The organism is Staphylococcus sp. AC872 (assembly GCF_979255425.1).
Window position 1 is genome coordinate 478,088 of the sequence record NZ_CEEDKW010000002.1, and the last position, 22,010, is coordinate 500,097.

At 34.1% G+C, this 22,010-nt stretch carries 22 protein-coding genes and 1 riboswitch; of the genes, 10 read left to right on the forward strand and 12 right to left on the reverse strand.

Going from position 1 to position 22,010, the window contains the following annotated elements; translation table 11 throughout:
* Window positions 1-100: 100 nt before the first annotated feature.
* The 4 genes from graF to ACZ267_RS05310 all read left to right on the forward strand — a co-directional run bounded on the left by graF (window position 101) and on the right by ACZ267_RS05310 (window position 3,486).
* Window positions 101-235, forward strand: coding sequence for a glycopeptide resistance-associated protein GraF (gene graF / locus ACZ267_RS05295; RefSeq protein WP_002450705.1), 135 nt, complete (start codon window positions 101-103; stop codon window positions 233-235).
* A 272-nt stretch (window positions 236-507) separates the two neighbouring features.
* Window positions 508-609: riboswitch (TPP riboswitch) on the forward strand.
* Window positions 610-695: 86 nt separating this feature from the next.
* A complete protein-coding gene (locus ACZ267_RS05300; RefSeq protein ID WP_002467293.1) occupies window positions 696-1,271 on the forward strand; it encodes an ECF transporter S component in 576 nt (191 codons plus the stop codon).
* A 12-nt stretch (window positions 1,272-1,283) separates the two neighbouring features.
* Complete coding sequence (locus ACZ267_RS05305) at window positions 1,284-2,687, forward strand: ABC transporter ATP-binding protein (protein WP_002467292.1); 1,404 nt, start codon at window positions 1,284-1,286, stop codon at window positions 2,685-2,687.
* Window positions 2,680-3,486 carry an energy-coupling factor transporter transmembrane component T family protein gene (locus ACZ267_RS05310; RefSeq protein WP_015365196.1) on the forward strand — a complete coding sequence of 269 codons (807 nt, stop codon included), beginning with the start codon at window positions 2,680-2,682 and terminating at the stop codon, window positions 3,484-3,486. Before ACZ267_RS05305 ends, ACZ267_RS05310 begins: the two co-directional genes overlap by 8 nt.
* A 126-nt stretch (window positions 3,487-3,612) precedes the next feature.
* Here ACZ267_RS05310 and purD read toward each other — a convergent pair whose 3' ends face one another.
* The 11 genes from purD to purE are packed head-to-tail and all read right to left on the reverse strand — an operon-like array spanning window position 3,613 to window position 14,843.
* Complete coding sequence (gene purD, locus ACZ267_RS05315; protein WP_079449134.1) at window positions 3,613-4,851, reverse strand: phosphoribosylamine--glycine ligase; 1,239 nt, start codon at window positions 4,849-4,851, stop codon at window positions 3,613-3,615.
* A 27-nt stretch (window positions 4,852-4,878) separates the two neighbouring features.
* Window positions 4,879-6,357, reverse strand: a complete 1,479-nt coding sequence (purH, locus tag ACZ267_RS05320; RefSeq protein WP_015365198.1) for a bifunctional phosphoribosylaminoimidazolecarboxamide formyltransferase/IMP cyclohydrolase — start codon at window positions 6,355-6,357, stop codon at window positions 4,879-4,881.
* Between the two features lie 16 nt (window positions 6,358-6,373).
* On the reverse strand, window positions 6,374-6,940 hold the full coding sequence (purN, locus tag ACZ267_RS05325; protein WP_002465399.1) for a phosphoribosylglycinamide formyltransferase: 567 nt from the start codon (window positions 6,938-6,940) through the stop codon (window positions 6,374-6,376).
* Between the two features lie 2 nt (window positions 6,941-6,942).
* Window positions 6,943-7,971: a phosphoribosylformylglycinamidine cyclo-ligase gene (gene purM, locus ACZ267_RS05330; RefSeq protein WP_015365199.1), complete on the reverse strand. Its 1,029-nt coding sequence runs from the start codon at window positions 7,969-7,971 to the stop codon at window positions 6,943-6,945.
* A complete protein-coding gene (gene purF / locus ACZ267_RS05335; protein WP_002465406.1) occupies window positions 7,964-9,448 on the reverse strand; it encodes an amidophosphoribosyltransferase in 1,485 nt (494 codons plus the stop codon). Before purF ends, purM begins: the two co-directional genes overlap by 8 nt.
* The gene (purL, locus tag ACZ267_RS05340; protein ID WP_002465405.1) at window positions 9,427-11,616 is read right to left on the reverse strand and encodes a phosphoribosylformylglycinamidine synthase subunit PurL; all 2,190 of its coding nucleotides are present in this window, start codon (window positions 11,614-11,616) and stop codon (window positions 9,427-9,429) included. Before purL ends, purF begins: the two co-directional genes overlap by 22 nt.
* Window positions 11,609-12,280 (reverse strand): phosphoribosylformylglycinamidine synthase I, encoded by a 672-nt coding sequence (purQ, locus tag ACZ267_RS05345; RefSeq protein ID WP_002465411.1) that lies wholly within the window; start codon window positions 12,278-12,280, stop codon window positions 11,609-11,611. Before purQ ends, purL begins: the two co-directional genes overlap by 8 nt.
* A gap of 1 nt (window position 12,281) precedes the next feature.
* Window positions 12,282-12,542, reverse strand: coding sequence for a phosphoribosylformylglycinamidine synthase subunit PurS (gene purS / locus ACZ267_RS05350; RefSeq protein WP_047210704.1), 261 nt, complete (start codon window positions 12,540-12,542; stop codon window positions 12,282-12,284).
* Window positions 12,542-13,246: a phosphoribosylaminoimidazolesuccinocarboxamide synthase gene (gene purC, locus ACZ267_RS05355; RefSeq protein WP_002465403.1), complete on the reverse strand. Its 705-nt coding sequence runs from the start codon at window positions 13,244-13,246 to the stop codon at window positions 12,542-12,544. Before purC ends, purS begins: the two co-directional genes overlap by 1 nt.
* Complete coding sequence (gene purK / locus ACZ267_RS05360) at window positions 13,247-14,413, reverse strand: 5-(carboxyamino)imidazole ribonucleotide synthase (RefSeq protein WP_078103911.1); 1,167 nt, start codon at window positions 14,411-14,413, stop codon at window positions 13,247-13,249.
* Window positions 14,361-14,843, reverse strand: coding sequence for a 5-(carboxyamino)imidazole ribonucleotide mutase (gene purE, locus ACZ267_RS05365; protein ID WP_002465404.1), 483 nt, complete (start codon window positions 14,841-14,843; stop codon window positions 14,361-14,363). Before purE ends, purK begins: the two co-directional genes overlap by 53 nt.
* 199 nt (window positions 14,844-15,042) lie before the next feature.
* Between purE and folD the strand changes: the two genes are divergently transcribed.
* Window positions 15,043-15,900, forward strand: a complete 858-nt coding sequence (gene folD / locus ACZ267_RS05370; RefSeq protein WP_002465409.1) for a bifunctional methylenetetrahydrofolate dehydrogenase/methenyltetrahydrofolate cyclohydrolase FolD — start codon at window positions 15,043-15,045, stop codon at window positions 15,898-15,900.
* A 45-nt stretch (window positions 15,901-15,945) separates the two neighbouring features.
* Here the strand turns inward: folD and ACZ267_RS05375 are convergent, their stop codons facing one another.
* Window positions 15,946-17,091, reverse strand: a complete 1,146-nt coding sequence (locus ACZ267_RS05375; protein WP_002467279.1) for a globin domain-containing protein — start codon at window positions 17,089-17,091, stop codon at window positions 15,946-15,948.
* A 261-nt stretch (window positions 17,092-17,352) separates the two neighbouring features.
* On the opposite strand from ACZ267_RS05375, the gene ACZ267_RS05380 reads away from it, so the two are divergent.
* The 5 genes from ACZ267_RS05380 (at window position 17,353) to qoxD (ending at window position 21,935) form a co-directional block, all read left to right on the forward strand.
* A complete protein-coding gene (locus ACZ267_RS05380; protein ID WP_002450722.1) occupies window positions 17,353-17,670 on the forward strand; it encodes a DUF5011 domain-containing protein in 318 nt (105 codons plus the stop codon).
* A 285-nt stretch (window positions 17,671-17,955) separates the two neighbouring features.
* Window positions 17,956-19,065, forward strand: coding sequence for a cytochrome aa3 quinol oxidase subunit II (qoxA, locus tag ACZ267_RS05385; RefSeq protein ID WP_002467281.1), 1,110 nt, complete (start codon window positions 17,956-17,958; stop codon window positions 19,063-19,065).
* Window positions 19,065-21,053, forward strand: a complete 1,989-nt coding sequence (gene qoxB / locus ACZ267_RS05390; RefSeq protein ID WP_002467278.1) for a cytochrome aa3 quinol oxidase subunit I — start codon at window positions 19,065-19,067, stop codon at window positions 21,051-21,053. The genes qoxA and qoxB overlap by 1 nt, the downstream gene beginning before the upstream one ends.
* Window positions 21,043-21,648: a cytochrome aa3 quinol oxidase subunit III gene (qoxC, locus tag ACZ267_RS05395; RefSeq protein ID WP_002467280.1), complete on the forward strand. Its 606-nt coding sequence runs from the start codon at window positions 21,043-21,045 to the stop codon at window positions 21,646-21,648. Before qoxB ends, qoxC begins: the two co-directional genes overlap by 11 nt.
* Window positions 21,645-21,935, forward strand: coding sequence for a cytochrome aa3 quinol oxidase subunit IV (qoxD, locus tag ACZ267_RS05400; protein ID WP_002467282.1), 291 nt, complete (start codon window positions 21,645-21,647; stop codon window positions 21,933-21,935). Before qoxC ends, qoxD begins: the two co-directional genes overlap by 4 nt.
* Window positions 21,936-22,010 lie beyond the last annotated feature (75 nt).

Genomic DNA, 22,010 nt, shown 5'->3' on the forward strand with positions numbered 1-22,010 from the left:
AATCACTAAATACGTCTATAGACCTAGAAAAGTTTATTATTAGCATAACTGGGTAAAAGGTGTATGTAAACAATAAAACACAATTAGGGGTGGATTTATTATGAGTAATGAAGAATTTGCAAAAAAATCAGCTGAAAAAGCCAAAGAAGCAGAAGAGAAACTAAAAGAACAAAAAGAAGAAAAAACAAATGATACAGAACAAACTAAAAAAGATATTGATGATGCGTTAAATTAATATCTACTTGCTAGTTAAATCATAATAAGAATTCAATTTTCTATAAAAACTACGTGCCTAGGGTGTTTTTGATATCCTAGGTACTTTTTATGTTTACAAGCAATATACGTCTATTTCACTTAATTTTTATGATTCTTTATTCCATATCCCTTTCTAAAATTCCTACTCACTTCCAATTATTTTGCATAAAATCAAAATATTATTTTATGAAATATTTTATTAACTTGACAATCCACATGAAAAATCATACATTAAAGACAAATTAAAAATAATAAACGCACTAGGGGTGTTTTGAACTGAGATGAGGTTAACCCTCAAACCCTTTGAACCTGATCTAGCTAGATACTAGCGTAGGAAAGTGTAATTAACAAAGATTATAATCGTATGTTGAATCATATTCTTATGTTTTACGCACAACTTTCCTAGAGATGGTTGTGCGTTTTTTTAGGAGGATGTTTTTATGTCAAAAGGTTTAAAGCTTTCTGAGATATTAGTGACAGTACTTATCTCTGTAATTTTTGCCATTATTTATAACTTATGGTGGTTATTTTATAATGTTGCACAAGTCGCTGGTTTACACCTTGAGCAATTAACCTATGGAGTATGGTTTATGGCAGCGATTGTTTGTTATTTAATTATTCCTAAGCCAGGTATCGCCTTACTTGCTGAGTTTGCTGCAGGTGCCGGTGAAACAATTGTGATGGGTAAATTTGATATACCTACGATTATCTATGCCCTTCTACAAGGTTTAGCATGTGAGATTGTCTTTGCTATTTTCAAATACCAGTCTCGTTCAGTCATGGTAGCTATGCTTGCTGGACTAGTGACTGCACTTGTATCATTCCCAGTCGACTATTTCTATGGTTATTTAAATGAAGTTGCTGGATGGAACTTAATTTTATTCATTGTTTTCCGTGCGATTAGTGGTATTATCATTGCTGGTTTATTATCTTATTTATTGGTTAAAGCATTGGATCAAACTGGTGTAACTAAAGTATTCAGACCCGCTTCTAAAGATGATTACGATACATTATAAGGGGACTTAAAAGTGTTAAAAGTTACAAATTTACGTTTGAAATATCCAAATGGACATCGAAAAATTTTTGATAATCTAAATCTAGAAATTAAAGAAAAAGAAAAAGTACTTTTACTAGGACCATCTGGTTCTGGAAAAAGTACGCTTTTAAATGTATTAAGTGGCATTGTACCCAATTTAATAGAATTACCTATGAAGTATGATGAATTGCAAATTAAAGAGCATAATGGCGTGATCTTTCAAGATCCGGATTCACAATTTTGTATGCCTAAAGTTTATGAAGAACTTGCCTTTGTTTTAGAGAACAGACAAGTACCAAGACAAGATATGGATGAAGCCATTAACCAAGCATTAGCATCAGTGAATTTAAATGTAACCGAAAATACACAAATCAATCAATTAAGTGGTGGTATGAAACAAAAATTAGCTATCGTCGAAACAATATTACAACAGGCAGATACACTATTTTTAGATGAACCCACTGCAATGTTGGATGTTAATGCTACATCTGATTTATGGCAACGCTTGATTAAGCTTTGGAAAGATCAAACAGTACTCATTGTCGAACATAAGGTCGAACATATTTGGCAACATGTTGATAGAGTTTTATTAATGAACTATGAAGGACAAATCATTGCTGATGATACGCCAAATCATATTTTAAAGCATTATGAACATTTACTAAGTGAATACGGCGTATGGCATCCAAATGCATGGCATTATGCACCTGAACCTAAACATATGGCACCATCGTCTATAGAGCCATTATTTAAATTTGAACATGGTGCCATCATTCGTAATAAGAAAGATTTGTTTAAAGTGGATCAATTAGCTATTCATTCAGGAGAGTGGATTACGATAACTGGTCAAAATGGAACTGGTAAAACCTCATTATTAGAATCCATATTACAATTAATCAAATATAAAGGCGTAATGACATTTCAAGGTCAGGAATTGCGTAAAATTAAAGATGCTGCAAAGCACATGTATCTAGTGTATCAGAATCCAGAACTTCAATTTATCACTAACTCTGTTTATGATGAAATATTGATTCATTTTAACCATTTAGATTCATCTAGTGCAGAATCTAAAACCCTCGACTTATTAGATTTACTAGACTTAACCAATGTTAAAAATCAACATCCTTACGAATTATCAATGGGTCAAAAACGTAGGTTAAGTGTAGCAACGGCATTAAGTTCAAATGCAGATATCATCCTATTAGATGAACCAACATTTGGTTTGGATAGCCACAATACATTTCAATTAATAAAACTATTTCAAGAGAGAGTATCTAAGGGACAAAGTATCATTATGGTTACACATGACCCAGAGATTATTAAACGCTATCCAACACGTCAATGGATAATTGAAAACCAATATTTAACAGAAATCAAAGGTGATCAACATGTTTGAACATTGGAAAATTAGACACACCTTTATGGATGACGTCAATATTATCACTAAACTCGTTTTAGGCGTTTTACTATTTTTCTTTATTATTTTTATTCATAATTTTGACTTTATGATTTACATCGTTTGTCTCATGTTTATCTTTTTACTTATGTTTAACGGAACGCAATTTAAAATTACTGGTGCTTTTATACTAGCAACCACGTTCTTTGCTCTATTGTCATCACTATTCATGATTTTATATGGTGATGGTGACCATATTTTATTTAAATTTGGCATCATTCAAATTAGTACGGAAAGTATCGTCAGAGGTATTCACCTTTCTCTTCGTACAATTACAGTGTCGATGTTTGGTATTCTTATAGCATTAACGTCACAAGTGGTCATGATATTTTATAGTCTAATGCAACACTTAAAAGTAAAACCTAAAGTTGCCTATGCCTTTATGGCCGCAATTAGAATGATACCATTAATCATTAGTTCTTTAATTCAATTACGTCGTTCTTTAAAAATGAGATATCAAATGATAGATAAATCAAATTATAGAGGATTCAAAAGACTCAAACATCTAATTATTCCTTTATTAAGTCAAAACATACGACGTGCACATCAATTATCTGTTGCAATGGAGTCTAAAGGTTTTAAAGATGGTCCAAGAACGTATTATTATCACGCACCATTCTCATACAAAGATATTATATTGATCATATGTTTATTAATTATTATCGGACTTTCTTATTATTTATCAGCTACCTTGCCAATAACTGGTATCCATGATGTCAGAATAGGTAGATTAGAATAAATTATTTTATCCATACTTCAATCATTCCATATATAAATCAAAAAATCCTGGGACAAAATAAATGTCTCAGGATTTAATAATATAAACAGTTGTTGACTGTAAACACATTCTTTTTCTTGTATCATTTTATTTCAATGCTTTATTTCCTATATCTGTTCTATAAAACAAGTTATTGCTCTTTATTTTTTTAACATTTTGATAGGCATTCACTTGGGCTTCTTTTATATTTTGCCCTTCCCCAATAGCTAAAATGACTCGTCCACCACTATTAACAAACTGGTCATTATCCTTCTTCAAACCGCTTACAAAGTAATTTGAGTCAAGTTCAAATCCACTGACTTCATGCCCTTTTTCGTAATTACCTGGATAGCCTTTAGAAGCTAACATAACACCAACCACTGATTCATCTTTCCATTCAAAGTGAATCGGCTCATCATTATCAAGCGCAATAATATGTTGCATCAAATCACTATTCATTCTTGTCAATAATACTTGTGCTTCTGGGTCACCAAATCTTGCATTAAACTCTATTACTTTCGGCCCTTCTTCTGTTAAAATAGCACCAATATATAATAACCCAAAGAAGTGATGACCTTCTTCAGCCATTGCATGTGCAATCGGTTGTGCAATCTCATTATTAGTTCTATTAATGATATCATTGCTAATATGAGGTACTGGACAATATGCACCCATGCCACCTGTATTCGGTCCTTTATCGTAATCATAAGCACGTTTATGATCTTGAGCGATACAGTCAAATGGAACAGCTCTCTTACCATTAACAAATGTCATTACAGAAAATTCTTCACCTTCTAAAAATTCTTCAAACACAATAGTTCCTGAATTTCCATCAAACATTTGTTGAACTGCTTCTTTAGCTTCAGCTCTTTCTGAAGCAATTACTACCCCTTTACCTGCAGCTAAACCATCTTTTTTAATAACTATTGGCAAATCACATGCCTCAACAAAAACTAATGCCTCATCCTTGTCATCAATTTCCTTATATTGTGCAGTAGGAATATCATATTTAGCCATTATTCTTTTAGCAAATGCCTTTGAGCCTTCAATTTGTGCTGCATCGCGATTAGGGCCAAACACTTTAATTTGATGTTTTCTTAACAAATCAGGCAAACCATCTATCAATGGTTGTTCAGGTCCAATTACAACCCATTCAATTTGATGATTAGTGACAAATTCTAAGATAGCTTCGTGGTCATTTTCTTTAATATTCGTATGGATTTGTGCCACATTAACCATTGCTTCATTGCCAGGTATCACATGAACTTGGTCTACCATTGATGATTGACTTAATTTATAGGCTAATACATGTTCACGTCCACCTGCACCAATAACGAGTACTTTCATGACTTTTCTCCCTTCAACATCCTGCTTTTAGTGTTTAAAATGTCGCATTCCTGTCATTACCATTGTAATGCCATATTTATTTGCCATATCTATAGAATCTTGGTCCTTAATTGATCCGCCAGGTTGAATAATTGCTTTTATTCCATTTTTTGCAGCTAATTCTACAGTATCATCCATTGGGAAAAAACCATCTGATACTAATGCAACATTATCATTAATTTCAATTGCTCTTTCCAATGCTATTTTGGCTGAACCTACACGATTCATTTGACCAGCACCAATACCCACTGTTTGTTTGGCATTACTTAAAATCACTGCATTACTTTTAACTGCACCTACAACTTTCCAACCTAATAACATGGCTTCCCATTGCGCTTCGGTTGGTTCTACTTCTGTAGCAACAGTCATGTCAGCACGACTCACTTCAAAGTTGTCTTTATCCTGTACTAAATAACCACCCGATACTGATACAAATTCTTGTTCTCTATTATCAATCGTTGTATCTATTTCTAAAAGTCGAATATTTTTCTTTTTCGTTAAAATGTCTAAAGCCTCTTGCGTAAATTGAGGTGCGATAACAACTTCTAAAAAGATAGAATGTAGTGTTTCAGCTAACGTCGCTGTCACTGGTCTATTTAGTGCAATAATACCACCAAAAATGGATTGATTATCTGCATCAAAAGCATTTTGAAAAGCTTCTTCTATTGAATTTCCAATTCCCACACCACATGGATTCATATGTTTGATGGCAATCGTAGTTGGCTCATCAAATTTTTTAACTAATGAGAGTGCTGCATCAGCATCTTTAATATTATTGAAGCTAAGTTGTTTACCATGTAATTGTTTAGCTCCTGCAATTGTATGTTTAGCATCAGTTGTTCTGACAAAGTAAGCAGATTGTTGTGGGTTCTCACCATAGCGTAAAGTTTCTTTATTATCTTTAAAGAAATTCACAATAGCTTTATCGTATTGAGTGGTATGTTCAAATACTTTAATCATAAGTGATTTTCGATATGCTTCATCTAATTGGTCATTTTTAATTCTATTAATTACTTCATTATAATCAGCAGGATGTACAACGGTTGTCACATGTTTAAAATTCTTAGCAGCCGCTCTTAACATTGTCGGACCGCCAATATCAATATTTTCAATCGCATCCATTTCTGTAACATCTGGATTGTCTACTGTTTTTTGGAATGGATATAAATTAACAACTACTAAATCAATTAAATCAATGTGTTGTGCTTTTAATTCTTCCAAATGTTCCGATTTATCTCTGTCAGCCAAAATGCCACCATGCACTGCTGGATGTAAAGTTTTAACGCGTCCATCCATAATTTCAGGAAACTGAGTCAATTCAGACACAGATTTCACATCAACTTGTGCCTCTTCTAAAATGCGTTTCGTTCCACCTGTTGAATAAAGCTCATAACCTAATTCTTTTAAAGATGTTGCAAATTCTACAATACCGTTTTTATTTGAAACACTTAAAATTGCTCTTTTCATTATTCTCAATACTCCTCTATCGAATGATTTTCGCAATAACGCTTGGATATAACTCGTACTCTAATTGTTTGACTCTCTCTTCTAATGTTTCAATTGTGTCGTCCGTTCTTATATCACATTGTCTTTGTTCGATAATTTCTCCCGTATCCATACCATTGTCAACATAATGTACCGTTGATCCAGTTATTGAATCCCCGCTTCGAAATGCTTGACCTATTGCGTCTATCCCCTTAAATTTTGGCAATAATGATGGATGGATATTTAATATTTTATGAGGATAAGCTTTTAGAATATCCTCCCCTATCAACCTCATATAACCTGCTAAAACAATCCACTGAACCCCTTCTGCAGAAAGTAATGATAACAAATGTTGTTCATAATGAGATTTTGACTCAAAGCGCTTTGGCTCATTAATATGCACTGATACGCCTAGTTGTTCTGCACGTTTAATACAATATGCATCATGGTGATCTGTATAAAGTGCAGTAATTTCAATATCCTCTATATGTCCTTGTTGAACATGTCGTACAATATTTTCAAAGTTACTTCCAGAACCTGATGCAAAGATTGCTACTTTGGTCACGTTTATACCCCCTGAATATGAATCGGGTTATGACTATCTTCTACAATGCGTCCGATTTCATAGGCATTCACATTAAGCTGTTTTAAAATATCCATCGTCTTATCTTTCTCTATTTCATCGACGATAACAGTAAAACCAATGCCCATATTAAATATGTTATACATCTCATCAGTACTAATATTGCCTTGTTCTTGTAACCAATCGAATATTGCAGGTGTAGGAAATGCATTTGCATTTATTTCTGCAGATAATCCATCTGGCAATGAACGAGGAATATTTTCATAAAAACCACCACCAGTAATGTGATTCATCGCTTTTATTGTTACATGTTTTTTTAATTCTAATATTGGTTTTACATATAATTGGGTTGGTGCTAAAAATGTTTCTAAATACGTATGCTGACCAAATTTATCGTTAAGGTTTATACCTGACTTTTTAATGAGTTGTCTCACTAGACTATATCCATTTGAATGAATACCATTGGATGCCAATCCTATAATTACTTGACCAGATTTCACGTCTGAACCATCAATATATTCATCTTTCTCAACTGCACCAACTGCAAAGCCTGCCAAATCATATTCACCTTCATGATACATTTCACCCATTTCGGCAGTTTCGCCACCGATTAAAGCCGTATTAGTTTCTTCACAAGCATCACTGATACCTTTAACAATTTGTTCAATGATTTCAGGAACTACTTTATGCGTTGCAATATAATCTAAGAAGTAAAGCGGCTCTGCACCTGTAGTTAAAATATCATTCACACACATTGCCACCGCATCTATACCTATAGAATCATGCTTATTATGATCAATTGCTAATTTCAATTTGGTACCTACACCGTCTGTTCCTGAAACTAATACTGGTGCTTTCATATTGAGTTGAGATAAATCAAATGTTGCACCAAAACCGCCTAATCCACCGATAACTTCCTTACGTATCGTACGTTTAACATGACTAGACATTCTTTCTACCGCTTCATAACCTGCATGGATATCTACACCTGATTGTTCGTATGCTTTAGACATTTATATTTCCCTCACTATCAAAGTAATGTTTATTTTCATTAATATATGCTTTTTGACGATCACTTAAATGCTTTTTATAATTCTCTTCGTAATCAAACAATCCAGCCGGATAGTCTCCTGTGAAGCTTTCAACACACAAACCACTATATGGCGCGTCATAATCTAAACCTATAGATTCAATTAATCCATTCACACTAAGATATGCAAGCGAATCAGCGCCTATATATTCACAAATTTCTTCTGGTGATTTACTCGCTGATATTAATTCAGCAGTTGTTGATACATCAATACCATAGAAGCTTGGGAACATAAATTCTGGAGACGCAATTCTGACATGTACTTCATTAGCTCCTGAATCCTTTAACATCTTTACAATACGTTTAGAGGTAGTACCTCTGACAATAGAGTCATCCACTAAGATGATATTCTTTCCTTCTACAATATCTTTAACTGCTGACAATTTAACACGAACACCTTGCTCACGAAGTTGTTGTGTCGGTTGAATAAATGTTCTCGCTACATATTGATTTTTTACAAGACCCATTTCATATGGAAGCCCTATCTCTTCGGCATAACCGCTAGCAGCTGATAAAGATGAATTAGGCACACCGATTACCATATCTGCTTCTACTGGACTTTCTTGTGCTAAACGTTTACCAGAGGCTTTACGAACAGCATGAACATTTTTCCCAGCAATCGTAGAATCTGGTCTAGCAAAATAGATATATTCCATGGCTGAAATTGCGGTATTTGTATGTCTTGTATACGATTTAACTAGGATGCCATCATCGTTAATAATGACATATTCACCGGCATGAATATCTTGCACAAATTCTGCTCCTAAGACGTCAATAGCACATGTTTCACTAGCTAGAATATAGGTGTTATCTTGCATTTTCCCGACGACTAAAGGTCTAATAGCATTAGGGTCAACTGCACCATATAATGCATCTTTAGTTAACACTGCGAATGTAAATCCACCTTTAATTTGACGTAAACTTTCTTTTAAAGCTTCTTCAAATGTAGGTGCTTTACTTCTTCGGATTAAATGCATAATCACTTCAGTATCAGATGACGAATGGAAAATGGCACCATGTTTTTCAAGGTTTTGTCTTAAAGATTGGGCATTAATAAGGTTGCCATTATGACAAATCGCAACACTCATATCATAAAAGTGATATAAAAAAGGTTGAATATTTTCTATACCTTTATTACCAGAAGTAGCATATCTCACATGACCAATTGCATTATGATAATCTTTTAATCTTGATAATTGATCATCTTTAATGGCTTCTGTTAGTAATCCAAGACCTCTTTCACCTACTAATTCTTCATGATTGGCAGCTACTATTCCTGCACCTTCTTGACCTCTATGTTGTAAACTATGCAACCCCATATAAGTTAATTGAGCAGCATCTGGATGATTCCAAATGCCAAAAACACCACATTCCTCATTTAGTCCTGAGTAGTTAAACATTGGCTAATAGCTCCTTCCCAAACATCTTTGATATCTGCTACGTTTTTGATAATTGTTGTTTGGTTATTTGATACTACGAACTGATTACCATCATTAAATTGACCAATTTCAATTGCATTTTCAATGTTTAGTGATTCATTTTCTTTTACAGAAATAATATATCTACCTTGAGATTCACTAAATAACTGTGCATTAGATACATCTATTTTTGCCTCTAACCCTAAATCATAATGTGCACTTATTTTTGCTAGTGTAATTAATAAACCACCTTTTCCAACTGTTTGAACATGTGATGCAGCACCGTTTCTAATAGCTGATTTAACCGCTTCACCTTTTGCAACCTCATCACTTAGATCAATTGATTCAAATTCATGATTTACTGTGCCATATATTAATTTTTCTAATTGGCTACCGCCGAAGTCATCACGTGTATCTCCAACGATATATAATTTTTCTCCAGCTTGTGGTTTAAAATCAGCTAAATAGTTAACATCATCAATTAAGCCAACCATACCAACTACTGGTGTTGGGAAGATGGATGTACCTCGTGTTTCGTTGTATAACGATACATTTCCTGATACAACAGGCGTTTTTAATACATCACATGCTTCTGCCATTCCTTTAGTAGAATCAATTAATTGTTGATAAATTTCTTTTTTCTCTGGAGATCCATAATTCAAGCAATCTGTCATGGCTAGCGGTGTAGCACCTACAGCAATCAAATTACGATATGCTTCTGCTACAACCATTTTCCCGCCTTCATAAGGTTGATTAAATACATAACGTGCTTCACCATCAATCGTTGAAGCAATTGCTTTATTCGTACCTTCTACTCTTACCACTGATGACTGTAGTCCTGGTTTAATAATCGTATTAGCACCCACTTGTTGATCATATTGCTCATATAAATAATGTTTTGAAGCAATCGTTGGATGTTTTAATAACTGGTCAAATACATTCTCAATATCGATATGACTATAGTCATTTTTAGATGTATTGTATGCTTTCTCTTCACCTTCAAGAATATAAACTGGTGCTTCATCCGATAAAGGTTGTACCGGAATATCTGCAAACACTTCATCTTCATATGTTAAAACAAAGCGATTTGTATCAGTTACTTCTCCAATGACTGCACTATCTAATTCATGCTTTTCAAATAAGTCTAAGAATTTTTGTTCTGTTCCTTTTTCTACAACAAGTAACATTCTTTCTTGAGTTTCAGAGAGCATCATTTCATATGGTGAAATACCTGGTTCTCTAGTTGGTACTTGGTCCAATCTTAAGTGGAGGCCACTTCCACCTTTAGCCGCCATTTCCGAAGAAGATGAAGTTAATCCTGCCGCTCCCATATCTTGGATACCAACTAATTCATCGAATGTGATAGCTTCTAATGTTGCTTCCATTAATTTCTTACCAACAAATGGGTCACCAATTTGTACAGATGGTCGTTTGCTTTCACTTTCTTCAGTTAATTCTTCAGATGCAAACGTTGCTCCGTGAATACCATCTCTACCTGTTTTTAACCCTACATAAATAACAGAATTACCTACACCTTTAGCTGTCCCTTTTTGTACCATGTCATGATCAATAATGCCGACACACATAGCATTGACAAGAGGATTACCATCATAGCGGTCATCAAACTCGATTTCACCAGCAGTTGTTGGAATACCAATACAGTTACCATAGCCACCGATACCACTAACTACGCCTTTAAGCAGTCTCTGATTTTGCTTGTTTGATAACTCACCAAAGCGTAAGCTATTTAATAAATTTATAGGACGTGCTCCAATAGAAACAATATCTCTGATGATTCCTCCCACACCTGTAGCAGCACCTTGATACGGTTCAATAGCTGAAGGGTGATTATGTGATTCCACTTTAAAAACGACTGCTTGGTTGTCACCAATATCTACAACTCCAGCGCCTTCTCCTGGTCCCATTAATACATGTTCGCCAGTAGTAGGAAACTGTTTTAAAAATGGTTTTGAATGTTTGTAAGAACAGTGCTCACTCCACATAACTGAAAAAATACCCGTTTCAGTAAAATTGGGTTCTCTGCCTAAGATTTCACATACTTTATCGTATTCTTTATCACTTAATCCCATATCTTGATATAGCTTTTCCAACTTAATTTCTTCAACACTTGGTTCGATAAATTTAGACATTTTGTTCCCTCCAACTATTTACCATAGCCTCAAATAATTTAACGCCGCTATCAGTACCTAATAATGACTCCATTGCTCTTTCCGGATGTGGCATCATACCGCAAACATTACCTTCTTTATTAACAATGCCTGCAATATCAGCATATGACCCATTAGGATTATCAGTGTATTTCAAAATAATTTGATTGTTAGTAATCAATTCGTTATAAATGTCTTCATTACAGTAGTAATGACCTTCACCGTGTGCTACCGGATAAACAACCACTTCATTTTCTTCATATAAATCTGTGAATGGCGTCTGATTATTTACAATACGTAAAGATTCATTACGGCTGACAAATAAATGTGAATCATTATGAAGTAACGCACCAGGTAGTAAACCGATTTCAGTTAAAATTTGGAATCCATTACATACACCTAGTACTGGTTTGCCTTCTTTAGCCAATCTTTTAACTTCATTGATAACCGGCGCTACGCTTGCCATAGCACCTGATCTTAAATAATCTCCAAAAGAGAATCCACCAGGAATAAGTACACCATCAAATCCTTCTAATGTTGTCGTTCTATAATCAACATATTCCGCTTCAACACCTGATTTAATCGCTGCATTATACATATCTCTATCACAATTTGAACCTGGAAATACAAGAACAGCAAATTTCATGTTATGCATTCTCCTTTTCATCAACCACTTTATAGCTATATTCTTCAATAACAGTGTTGGCAAATAGCTTTTCACTTAATGTTGTAATAATATTATCAACCGCTTCATCAGTTGCTTCATCAACTGTCATGTATAATACTTTTCCTACTCGAATATCATTAACTTGTTTATATCCTAAATCATGAACTGCTCGATTTAATGCTTGACCTTGTGTATCTAAAACTTGAGGTTGTAAAGTGACATGTAATTCAATTGTTTTCATTATTTTAAATCCTCCAATTTATTTAAAAATGATTGATATGTTTCAATTAATGAGCCCGTATCATTTCGGTAGACATCTTTATCAAAATTTGTATCTGAATATTTATCCCATATTCTGCATGTATCTGGTGAAATTTCATCAGCTAGTAAAATTTTTCCTTCATTTGTAATTCCAAATTCAATTTTAAAATCTACAAGTCTTAATTCCATTTCATCCATTAGTTGAACAAGTACTTTATTAATATCGAGTGCCATTGATTTTAACGTTGAAATTTGATCATCATAAGCAATGTGTAACAACTTAATATGGTCTTCTGTAATCAATGGATCATTTAATTCATCATTTTTATAGAAAAATTCAACCAAAGGCACATCAAAGAGATACCCTTTTTCAAATCCAAGTCTTTGTGTAATAGAACCTGCTGCAATATTTCTAACTACCACTTCTAATGGAATAATTTTCACTGATTCTACTAACTGTTCTGTATCGGATAATTGCTTGATAAAATGACTTTTTAAACCATTTTTTTCTAAGTATTCAAAGATAATTGAAGTAATACGATTATTAAGTTTTCCTTTTCCAGACATGGCATCTTTTTTAGCACCATTGCCTGCAGTGACTTCATCTTTGTATTCAACACGTAACTCATTGGGTTTATCCGTGGAATATATTTTTTTAGCTTTACCTTCATAAAGTAATGTCATTTATTGGTCTCTCCCTTCAAAACGCTTCAACATGTCCTTTTCAGTGTCATCGATTCGGTTCGTTAATATAGTCATATGTCCCATTTTTCTATTTGGTTTACGCTCAGATTTACCATAAATATGAACGTGCCATTCAGGATGCGCTGCAAATTCATCTTCCAATAAATCTAAATCTTTACCTAATAAATTCATCATGACAGCAGGCTTTAGTGTTTCTATTTTGTCAGGCAAGGTTTGACCAGTGACTGCTAAAATATGAGTGTCAAATTGTGAATAATCACATGCTTCAATTGAATAATGTCCAGAATTATGAGGTCGAGGTGCGATTTCGTTAACATACAATTGATCATTGCAATCAATGAAAAACTCAACTGTAAATGTTCCTATAAAGTGGACAGTTTTTATTATTTTTTCAACTTCTCGTTTAGCATTCTCGATTTGATTACATCTCGCAGGGACTATGGTTTTGAATAAAATTTGATTTCTATGTTCATTTTCTTGTAGTGGGAAGTATGTGATTTGTTGATGATTACCGATAGTCACAGTAAGTGACACTTCTTTTTTAATATTTAAAAATTGTTCTGCGACACATTCCTGATTTGATACTAATTTTTCAGCTTCTTTAATATCTTCTTCAGATTTAACTAATATTTGACCTTTGCCGTCATAACCACCGAAACGTGTTTTAACAATAAATGGATAGCCAAGTGTATTAGTAGCCTTTGATAAATCATCTTTATGTTTAATTGAGGTATATGGAACAATCTGTGTTCCTGCTTGTTCTAAAGTTTGTTTTTCAGTTAAACGATCTTGAAGTAATTGTATGGCTTGATAGCCTTGAGGAATATTATATTTTTCAGTAAGCGTCTTAAGTTGTTCAGCTGATATATTTTCAAATTCATAAGTAATGACATCCGAACTTTCACCTAGAAGATGCAGTGCACGTTCGTCATCATAATTCGCTTCTATAAATTCATGTGCCACATATCTACATGGACAATCAGAACTTGGATCTAAAACAATCACCTTATATCCCATTTTTTGAGCTGATTGTGCCATCATCTTACCTAATTGACCACCACCAATAATGCCTATGGTTGAGCCAAATGATAGTTTATTGAAGTTCATTTTGCATTTCCTCCACTTTTTGTACCAATGTTTTTTCATAATTTTCCAAATTTTCACGAACTGACGAATTACTTATACCTAATATTCTTGCAGCTAGTATCCCAGCATTTTTAGCCCCTGCTTTACCGATTGCTGTCGTCGCTACTGGAATTCCACCCGGCATCTGTACAATCGACAATAGAGAATCCAATCCTTTTAAACTTTTAGATTCAATAGGAACACCAATAACAGGTAATGTGGTCATCGATGCAACCATACCTGGTAAATGCGCTGCACCACCAGCTCCTGCAATGATTAAATCATAACCGTTGTTACTTGCATGACTCGCAAAATCTACCATTAAATGAGGCGTACGATGCGCTGAAACGACTTTCTTTTCATACGGAATTTCAAATTGTTCAAGCATTGTGCAACTTTCGCTCATAATTTCCCAATCGGAAGAACTACCCATAATGACTGCTACTTTCAAGATGTACACCCTTTCAAAACTTTGGATTTATTTGTCGTTAAGTTGTATATTACAGATATAGCATAACAATCATCAAATGCTTTTTCAATCAAAAATCGAACTTTAATAAGAAATTTTAATTAAATTTACGTCTTTTAGCTATTAAGTTATGTAAATTTAATGTTAAAGTTAAGTTATTGGAAAAATAGGAGGAGATATTGTGGTAGCAAAATTATTAGATGGTAAACAAATCGCTAAAGATTATCGTCAAGGTTTAAAAGATCAAGTGGAAGTACTTAAATCTAAAGGATACACACCTAAATTATCCGTAATATTGGTCGGTAACGATGGTGCAAGCCAAAGTTATGTTAGGTCTAAAAAGAAAGCAGCAGAAAAAATTGGAATGATTTCCGAAATCGTTCATTTAAGCGAAGATACTTCTGAAGAAGATGTATTATCAGAATTAGAACGCTTAAATAATGATGATTCTGTCAGTGGCATCCTAGTTCAAGTACCTCTTCCAAAGCAAGTTAGTGAACAAAAAGTATTAGAAGCAATTAATCCAGAAAAAGATGTGGATGGCTTCCATCCAAGTAATATTGGTAAATTATATATTGATGAACAAACTTTTGTACCTTGTACACCATTAGGAATTATGGAAATATTGAAGCATGCTGACATTGATATTGAAGGAAAAAATGCTGTGGTAATTGGTAGAAGTCATATCGTAGGTCAACCTGTATCTAAACTATTACTACAACAAAATGCAACTGTGACAATCCTACATTCAAGATCTAAAGACATGGCTAGTTTCATTAAAGAAGCTGATATCGTTGTCAGTGCAGTTGGAAAACCTGAATTAGTTACTAAAGATATGGTTAAAGAAGGCGCGGTTATCATTGATGTAGGTAATACTCCAGATGAAAATGGCAAACTAAAAGGTGACGTCGCATTTGACGAAGTAAAAGAAGTCGCAAGTGCTATTACACCTGTACCAGGTGGTGTTGGTCCATTAACAATTACAATGGTACTGAATAATACTTTACTTGCAGAGAAAATGCGTCGTGGTATTGAATAATTATAAAAAAGCAGAAGGCGTTGGCCTTCTGCTTTTTTATTCTATTTATACTGCTACACTCAATTTTGGAATAAATGTTTCGTAATGAATTTTAGATTCATCTATATTTAATTCTTTTAAAGCTTTAATCATTGATTGAATGAATGATTTCCCACCGCATACATAAATTTCCGTATCATTGTCGATCCATTGTTTTAATTGTTCACTACCAATATAGCCGTTTTTATTTTTATCGTATAAGTCATACGTTGCTTGCGTGTTCTCATTAGCAATAGCAGTTAATAATGATGAGAACGGTGCATCGTCCATGTCATTTGTTACTTGTATAAATCGAGCTTCTCCATTGTCATTTACTACTTCATTAAACATAGATACGAGTGGCGTTACGCCTATACCAGATCCTAGGAACAACTGTCTGTTACCCTTTTCAACAACATGAAATGGCCCTACAGGAGCTGTCAAATTAATATTGTCCCCTTCTTGAAATTCATCATGTAAAATTGTAGATACTTCACCTTCATGTTCTGTAGTTACATCTCTTTTCACCGCAAAAGTAAGATGATTTTTATCGCCTTTTACAATTGAATAATGTCTTTTAGCTCTATAAGGCATTTTTTCACTACCTACATCGACGGTAATATATTGACCAGGTACAAACTGACTTAAATCATATTCACCCGAAGAGACTGTGAAAGCTTTAATATCAGAAGAGACTTGTTCTATGGTTTCAACTTTAAATGGCTGGAAGCCGTCCCATAGCATGTCTTTATAGATATCTTTTTCAACAGAAATGAATATGTCTGCAATTTCTTGATAAGCTTTTTTCCATGTTTTAATAATTTCATGGTCGTCATCTAATCCAACAACTTCTTTTATTGCTGCAATTAAGTTTTCACCAACGATATCGTATCCTGCTGGTGGTACTTGTAAAGCGCAATGTTTATAAGCGATTTCTTTTACTACAGGTAGGATAGCTTCAAGATGATCAATATTAACCGCTGCGGCTAACACAGATTGAGCTAATGCAGTAGATTGTAATCCACGCTGTTGATTTGTTTGATTAAACATGTTTTTTAGTTCAGGATGTTGTTTAAACATGCGTGCATAAAAATTCGAAGTAATTTCTACTCCTTTATCTTGTAATACTGGTACTGTTTCTTTTACTACGTCTTTTTCTCTTTCACTTAACATTATTTCCACTCCCGGATAACTCGTATTTAAAACCAAAACTTTTTACACTGTCATTCTAAACCTTAACTATGTAGTTAATCAAAGAAATGTTAAATTGTTCACATAACGTTCAATTTACATAATTTTAATTATTTATTTCTTATTATATGTATTAAATATCTAATTAATCAGGTATATTAAGACTATAGTATGATGTATTATTCTGAAAATTAACGTATGATATACATAAATCGTAGTTGACTAACATTCGGAGGTTACTTTATGAACAAACTAATTCAGTCACTATCAGCAATCGGAGTATCTGCTACTTTAGTCACACCTAATCTAAATGCCGAAGCGACAACTAATTCGGAACCTCAATTAAGAGGCGTGAATGACATCATCATCGAAAAAGGTGAAGATTATAACCTACTTCAAGGCATAAGTGCTTATGATAAAGAAGATGGTGATTTAACACATAAAATCAAAATAGATGGCGATGTTGATACTACTAAATCAGGTACATATGAGGTTAAATACAAAGTCACAGATTCAGACGGTGCTCAAAAAACTTCAATTAGAAATATTAAAGTCAAATAATATTTTATATTTAGTTGAGATTAAATTCTCAACTTTTTTTATTTTCTGAATATCTTCAAATTATCTATCTAAAAATGCATTATTTATTGCAATTTCACAAATTTGTCCTTTTTCACAAAATGTACACACAATTTTAACAAATCTTACAATCCCCGTCATATCTCAAATTTTTTTAAATTTTTTGCTTATATCAATAATTTTTTTCTTTTAGGTACTTGTAAATATTGTGTAATAAACTAAAATTAGTGGTAAGCCCTACATTTGTAGTATTAGGAGGTCAAAAAAGTGTCAAAATTTAAGTCTTTGCTTCTAATGGTCGGAACACTAATTTTACTTAGTGGTTGTTCGAACATTGAAGTTTTCAATGCAAAAGGGCCAGTAGCAAGCAGTCAGAAGTTCTTGATCATCTATTCAATTATCTTCATGCTTGTTATTGTTGTCGTTGTTCTTGCTATGTTCGCATTCTTTATTTACAAGTATAGTTACAATAAGAATGATGAATCTGGTAAGATGCACCACAATTCTTTAATTGAAACAATTTGGTTTGTGGTACCTATCATTATCGTTATTGCTTTAGCAATTCCAACTGTTAAAACATTATACGATTATGAAAAACCACCAGAAAAAGACAAGGACCCACTTGTGGTTTACGCAGTAAGCGCTGGTTACAAATGGTTCTTTGCCTACCCAGATCAACACATCGAAACTGTTAATACATTAACAATTCCTAAAGATCGTCCAGTCGTATTCAAGTTACAAGCTATGGATACAATGACAAGTTTCTGGATTCCACAATTAGGTGGTCAGAAATATGCCATGACTGGTATGACTATGAATTGGACATTAACAGCAGATCAAACAGGTACTTTCAGAGGTAGAAACTCAAACTTCAACGGTGAAGGTTTCTCACGTCAAACATTTGATGTTAACTCTGTAAGCCAAAGTGATTTCAACAAATGGGTGAAAAAAGCTCAAAGTAAGAAAACGTTAGATCAAGATACATTTGATAAACAAATCTTACCAAGCACACCTAACAAAGAATTAACGTTTAATGGTACTCATATGGCGTTCGTTGACCCTGCAGCTGATCCTGAGTATATCTTCTACGCATACAAACGTTATAACTACGTTCAGAAAGATCCTAACTTCGTTGACGAAAAAGATCTTTATAAAGATGTAAAAGATAAACCAGTGAAACCAGCACGTAAGGTTACTATTTCAAACGCTAACTACAAACGTCATGGTATGACACCAATGATTCTTGGCAACAATGAAAAATACGACAATGAATTCAAGAAGAAAGAAAAACACAATTCTAAGGAAATGGAAAAAATTTCCAAAGAAGCAAAAGACGATAGTCCGTCTAAAAAAGATGATCATGGAGGTGGACATTAATGAATTTTCCATGGGATCAATTAATCGTTAAAGGTAACTGGATGATTACAATGGCACAAATTGGTGCGCCATTCTTAGTTATCGGCCTTATAGCGGTAATTACGTATTTCAAATTATGGAAATATCTTTATAAAGAATGGTTCACATCCGTAGACCATAAAAAAATCGGTGTTATGTATTTAATCTGTGCCGTATTAATGTTCGTCCGTGGTGGTATTGACGCGTTACTTATTCGTACGCAATTAACTATTCCAGATAACAAATTCTTGGAATCAAATCACTACAATGAAATTTTCAGTACGCACGGCGTTATCATGATTATATTCATGGCTATGCCATTTATCTTTGGTTTATGGAATATTGTTGTTCCTTTACAAATTGGTGCACGTGATGTTGCCTTCCCTGTAATGAACAACGTAAGTTTCTGGCTATTCTTTGCTGGTATGATTTTATTCAACCTATCATTTATCATAGGTGGATCACCAGCTGCTGGTTGGACAAACTATGCACCACTTGCTGGTGAATTTAGTCCTGGTCCAGGTGTTAACTACTATCTAGTTGCAATTCAAATCTCCGGTTTAGGTACTTTAATGACCGGTATCAACTTCTTTGTAACAATCTTAAGATGTAAAACACCAACAATGAAGTTTATGCAAATGCCAATGTTTACTGTAACAACATTCATTACTACTTTAATCGTTATCTTAGCTTTCCCTGTATTAACAGTGGCTTTAGCTTTAATGACAGTAGATAGAGTGTTTGGAACAGCATTCTTTACAGTTGCAGATGGCGGTATGCCTATGTTATGGGCGAACTTCTTCTGGGTATGGGGGCACCCTGAAGTATATATCGTTATCTTACCTGCATTTGGTATTTACTCTGAAATTATTCCAACATTTGCGCGTAAACGCTTGTTCGGTCATCAAAGCATGGTCTGGGCAACTGCTGGTATCGCGTTCTTAAGTTTCTTAGTTTGGGTTCACCATTTCTTCACAATGGGTAATGGTGCTTTAATCAACTCATTCTTCTCAATTTCAACAATGTTAATCGGTGTACCTACCGGCGTTAAGCTATTCAACTGGCTATTAACATTGTATAAAGGTCGAATTACTTTTGAGTCACCGATGTTATTCTCATTAGCATTCATCCCTAACTTCCTATTAGGTGGGGTTACTGGTGTAATGTTAGCGATGGCATCAGCTGACTATCAATATCACAACACTTATTTCTTAGTAGCTCACTTCCACTATACATTGGTTACTGGTGTAGTATTTGCCTGCTTAGCTGGTTTAATCTTCTGGTATCCAAAAATGATGGGCTACAAATTAAACGAAACGTTAAACAAATGGTGCTTCTGGTTCTTCATGATCGGATTTAACGTTTGTTTCTTACCACAATTCATCCTTGGATTAGATGGTATGCCACGTCGTTTATACACTTATATGCCTTCTGATGGTTGGTTCTTATTGAACTTCATTTCAACTATCGGTGCTTTATTAATGGCAATTGGTTTCTTATTCTTAGTGGTAAGCATTGTTTACAGTCACATTAAAGCGCCACGTGAAGCTACAGGCGATAACTGGGATGGCCTTGGTCGTACATTAGAGTGGACTACTGCTTCAGCAATTCCACCTAAATACAACTTTGCTGTCACTCCAGATTGGAATGACTATGATACATTTGTAGATATGAAGGAACATGGTCGTCATTATTTAGACAACCATAATTACAAAGATATTCATATGCCAAATGACACTCCAGTTGGTTTCTGGATGGGTATCTTCTTCACAATTGGTGGTTTCTTCTTAATCTTTGAAACAATCATTCCAGCGGCTATCTGCTTAGCAGGTATCTTTGGTACTATGATTTGGAGAAGTTTCCAAATCGACCACGGTTACCATATCCCTGCTTCTGAAGTAGCTGAAACTGAGGCTCGTTTAAGAGAAGCACGAATTAAAGAAAGGGAGGCTGTAAGTCATGAGTCATGATACTAATACAATCGATTCACGTACGCATGAAGGCGAATTAAATAAACTTGGCTTTTGGATTTTCCTTACAGCCGAATTCGCGTTATTCGGTACCCTATTCGCAACGTTATTAACTTTGCAACACGGTGGCGATTACGCTGGCAAGATGACTACAGAATTATTTGAATTACCATTAGTTTTAATAATGACATTTGCGTTATTATTAAGTTCATATACATGTGGTATTGCAATTTACTACATGCGTAAAGAAAAACAAAACTTAATGATGTTTTGGATGATTCTTACTGTACTACTAGGGCTTGTATTCGTAGGTTTCGAAATCTACGAATTCGCACATTATGCAACTGAAGGTGTTAACCCTACTATTGGTTCCTTCTGGTCTAGTTTCTTTATTCTTTTAGGAACTCATGGTTGTCACGTTTCAGTTGGTATTGTTTGGATTATTTGTTTATTAATTCAAATTGGTACTCGTGGTTTGGATTCATATAATGCTCCAAAATTATTTATAGTAAGTTTATACTGGCACTTCTTAGATGTTGTTTGGATCTTCATCTTCACTGCCGTATATATGATAGGGATGGTGTATAGCGGATGAATACAATCGTAAAACATACTGTCGGATTTATTGCTTCTATCGTATTAACGCTTTTAGCAGTTTTCGTAACTCTATACACATCAATGACTTTCCATGCTAAAGTAACAATTATTTTTGGATTTGCATTTATCCAAGCTGCAGTTCAATTATTAATGTTCATGCACTTGACTGAAGGTAAAGACGGTCGTGTGCAATCATTCAAAGTTATCTTTGCAATTATCATAACTCTTGCTATCGTTGTCGGTACGTATTGGGTTATGCAAGGTGGTCACTCACACCACTTATAAAAAGTATAGAAATCATACTTTTAGACCTGTTAGCATTTGCTAGCAGGTCTTTTTTGCGTCAAAATATAATTACTT

What these genes read in the sequence shown, in the direction of transcription:
- qoxB (WP_002467278.1), top strand. Translation starts at nt 19,065, where the DNA reads ATGAATTTTCCATGGGATCAATTAATCGTTAAAGGTAACTGGATGATT.
- purK (WP_078103911.1), bottom strand. Translation starts at nt 14,413, where the DNA reads ATGAAAAAACATTGGTACAAAAAGTGGAGGAAATGCAAAATGAACTTC.
- purH (WP_015365198.1), bottom strand. Translation starts at nt 6,357, where the DNA reads ATGAAAAGAGCAATTTTAAGTGTTTCAAATAAAAACGGTATTGTAGAA.
- purC (WP_002465403.1), bottom strand. Translation starts at nt 13,246, where the DNA reads ATGACATTACTTTATGAAGGTAAAGCTAAAAAAATATATTCCACGGAT.
- graF (WP_002450705.1), top strand. Translation starts at nt 101, where the DNA reads ATGAGTAATGAAGAATTTGCAAAAAAATCAGCTGAAAAAGCCAAAGAA.
- purD (WP_079449134.1), bottom strand. Translation starts at nt 4,851, where the DNA reads ATGAAAGTACTCGTTATTGGTGCAGGTGGACGTGAACATGTATTAGCC.
- purL (WP_002465405.1), bottom strand. Translation starts at nt 11,616, where the DNA reads ATGTCTAAATTTATCGAACCAAGTGTTGAAGAAATTAAGTTGGAAAAG.
- qoxD (WP_002467282.1), top strand. Translation starts at nt 21,645, where the DNA reads ATGAATACAATCGTAAAACATACTGTCGGATTTATTGCTTCTATCGTA.
- ACZ267_RS05380 (WP_002450722.1), top strand. Translation starts at nt 17,353, where the DNA reads ATGAACAAACTAATTCAGTCACTATCAGCAATCGGAGTATCTGCTACT.
- ACZ267_RS05375 (WP_002467279.1), bottom strand. Translation starts at nt 17,091, where the DNA reads ATGTTAAGTGAAAGAGAAAAAGACGTAGTAAAAGAAACAGTACCAGTA.
- qoxC (WP_002467280.1), top strand. Translation starts at nt 21,043, where the DNA reads ATGAGTCATGATACTAATACAATCGATTCACGTACGCATGAAGGCGAA.
- purM (WP_015365199.1), bottom strand. Translation starts at nt 7,971, where the DNA reads ATGTCTAAAGCATACGAACAATCAGGTGTAGATATCCATGCAGGTTAT.
- purQ (WP_002465411.1), bottom strand. Translation starts at nt 12,280, where the DNA reads ATGAAATTTGCTGTTCTTGTATTTCCAGGTTCAAATTGTGATAGAGAT.
- purS (WP_047210704.1), bottom strand. Translation starts at nt 12,542, where the DNA reads ATGAAAACAATTGAATTACATGTCACTTTACAACCTCAAGTTTTAGAT.
- ACZ267_RS05300 (WP_002467293.1), top strand. Translation starts at nt 696, where the DNA reads ATGTCAAAAGGTTTAAAGCTTTCTGAGATATTAGTGACAGTACTTATC.
- purF (WP_002465406.1), bottom strand. Translation starts at nt 9,448, where the DNA reads ATGTTTAACTACTCAGGACTAAATGAGGAATGTGGTGTTTTTGGCATT.
- ACZ267_RS05310 (WP_015365196.1), top strand. Translation starts at nt 2,680, where the DNA reads ATGTTTGAACATTGGAAAATTAGACACACCTTTATGGATGACGTCAAT.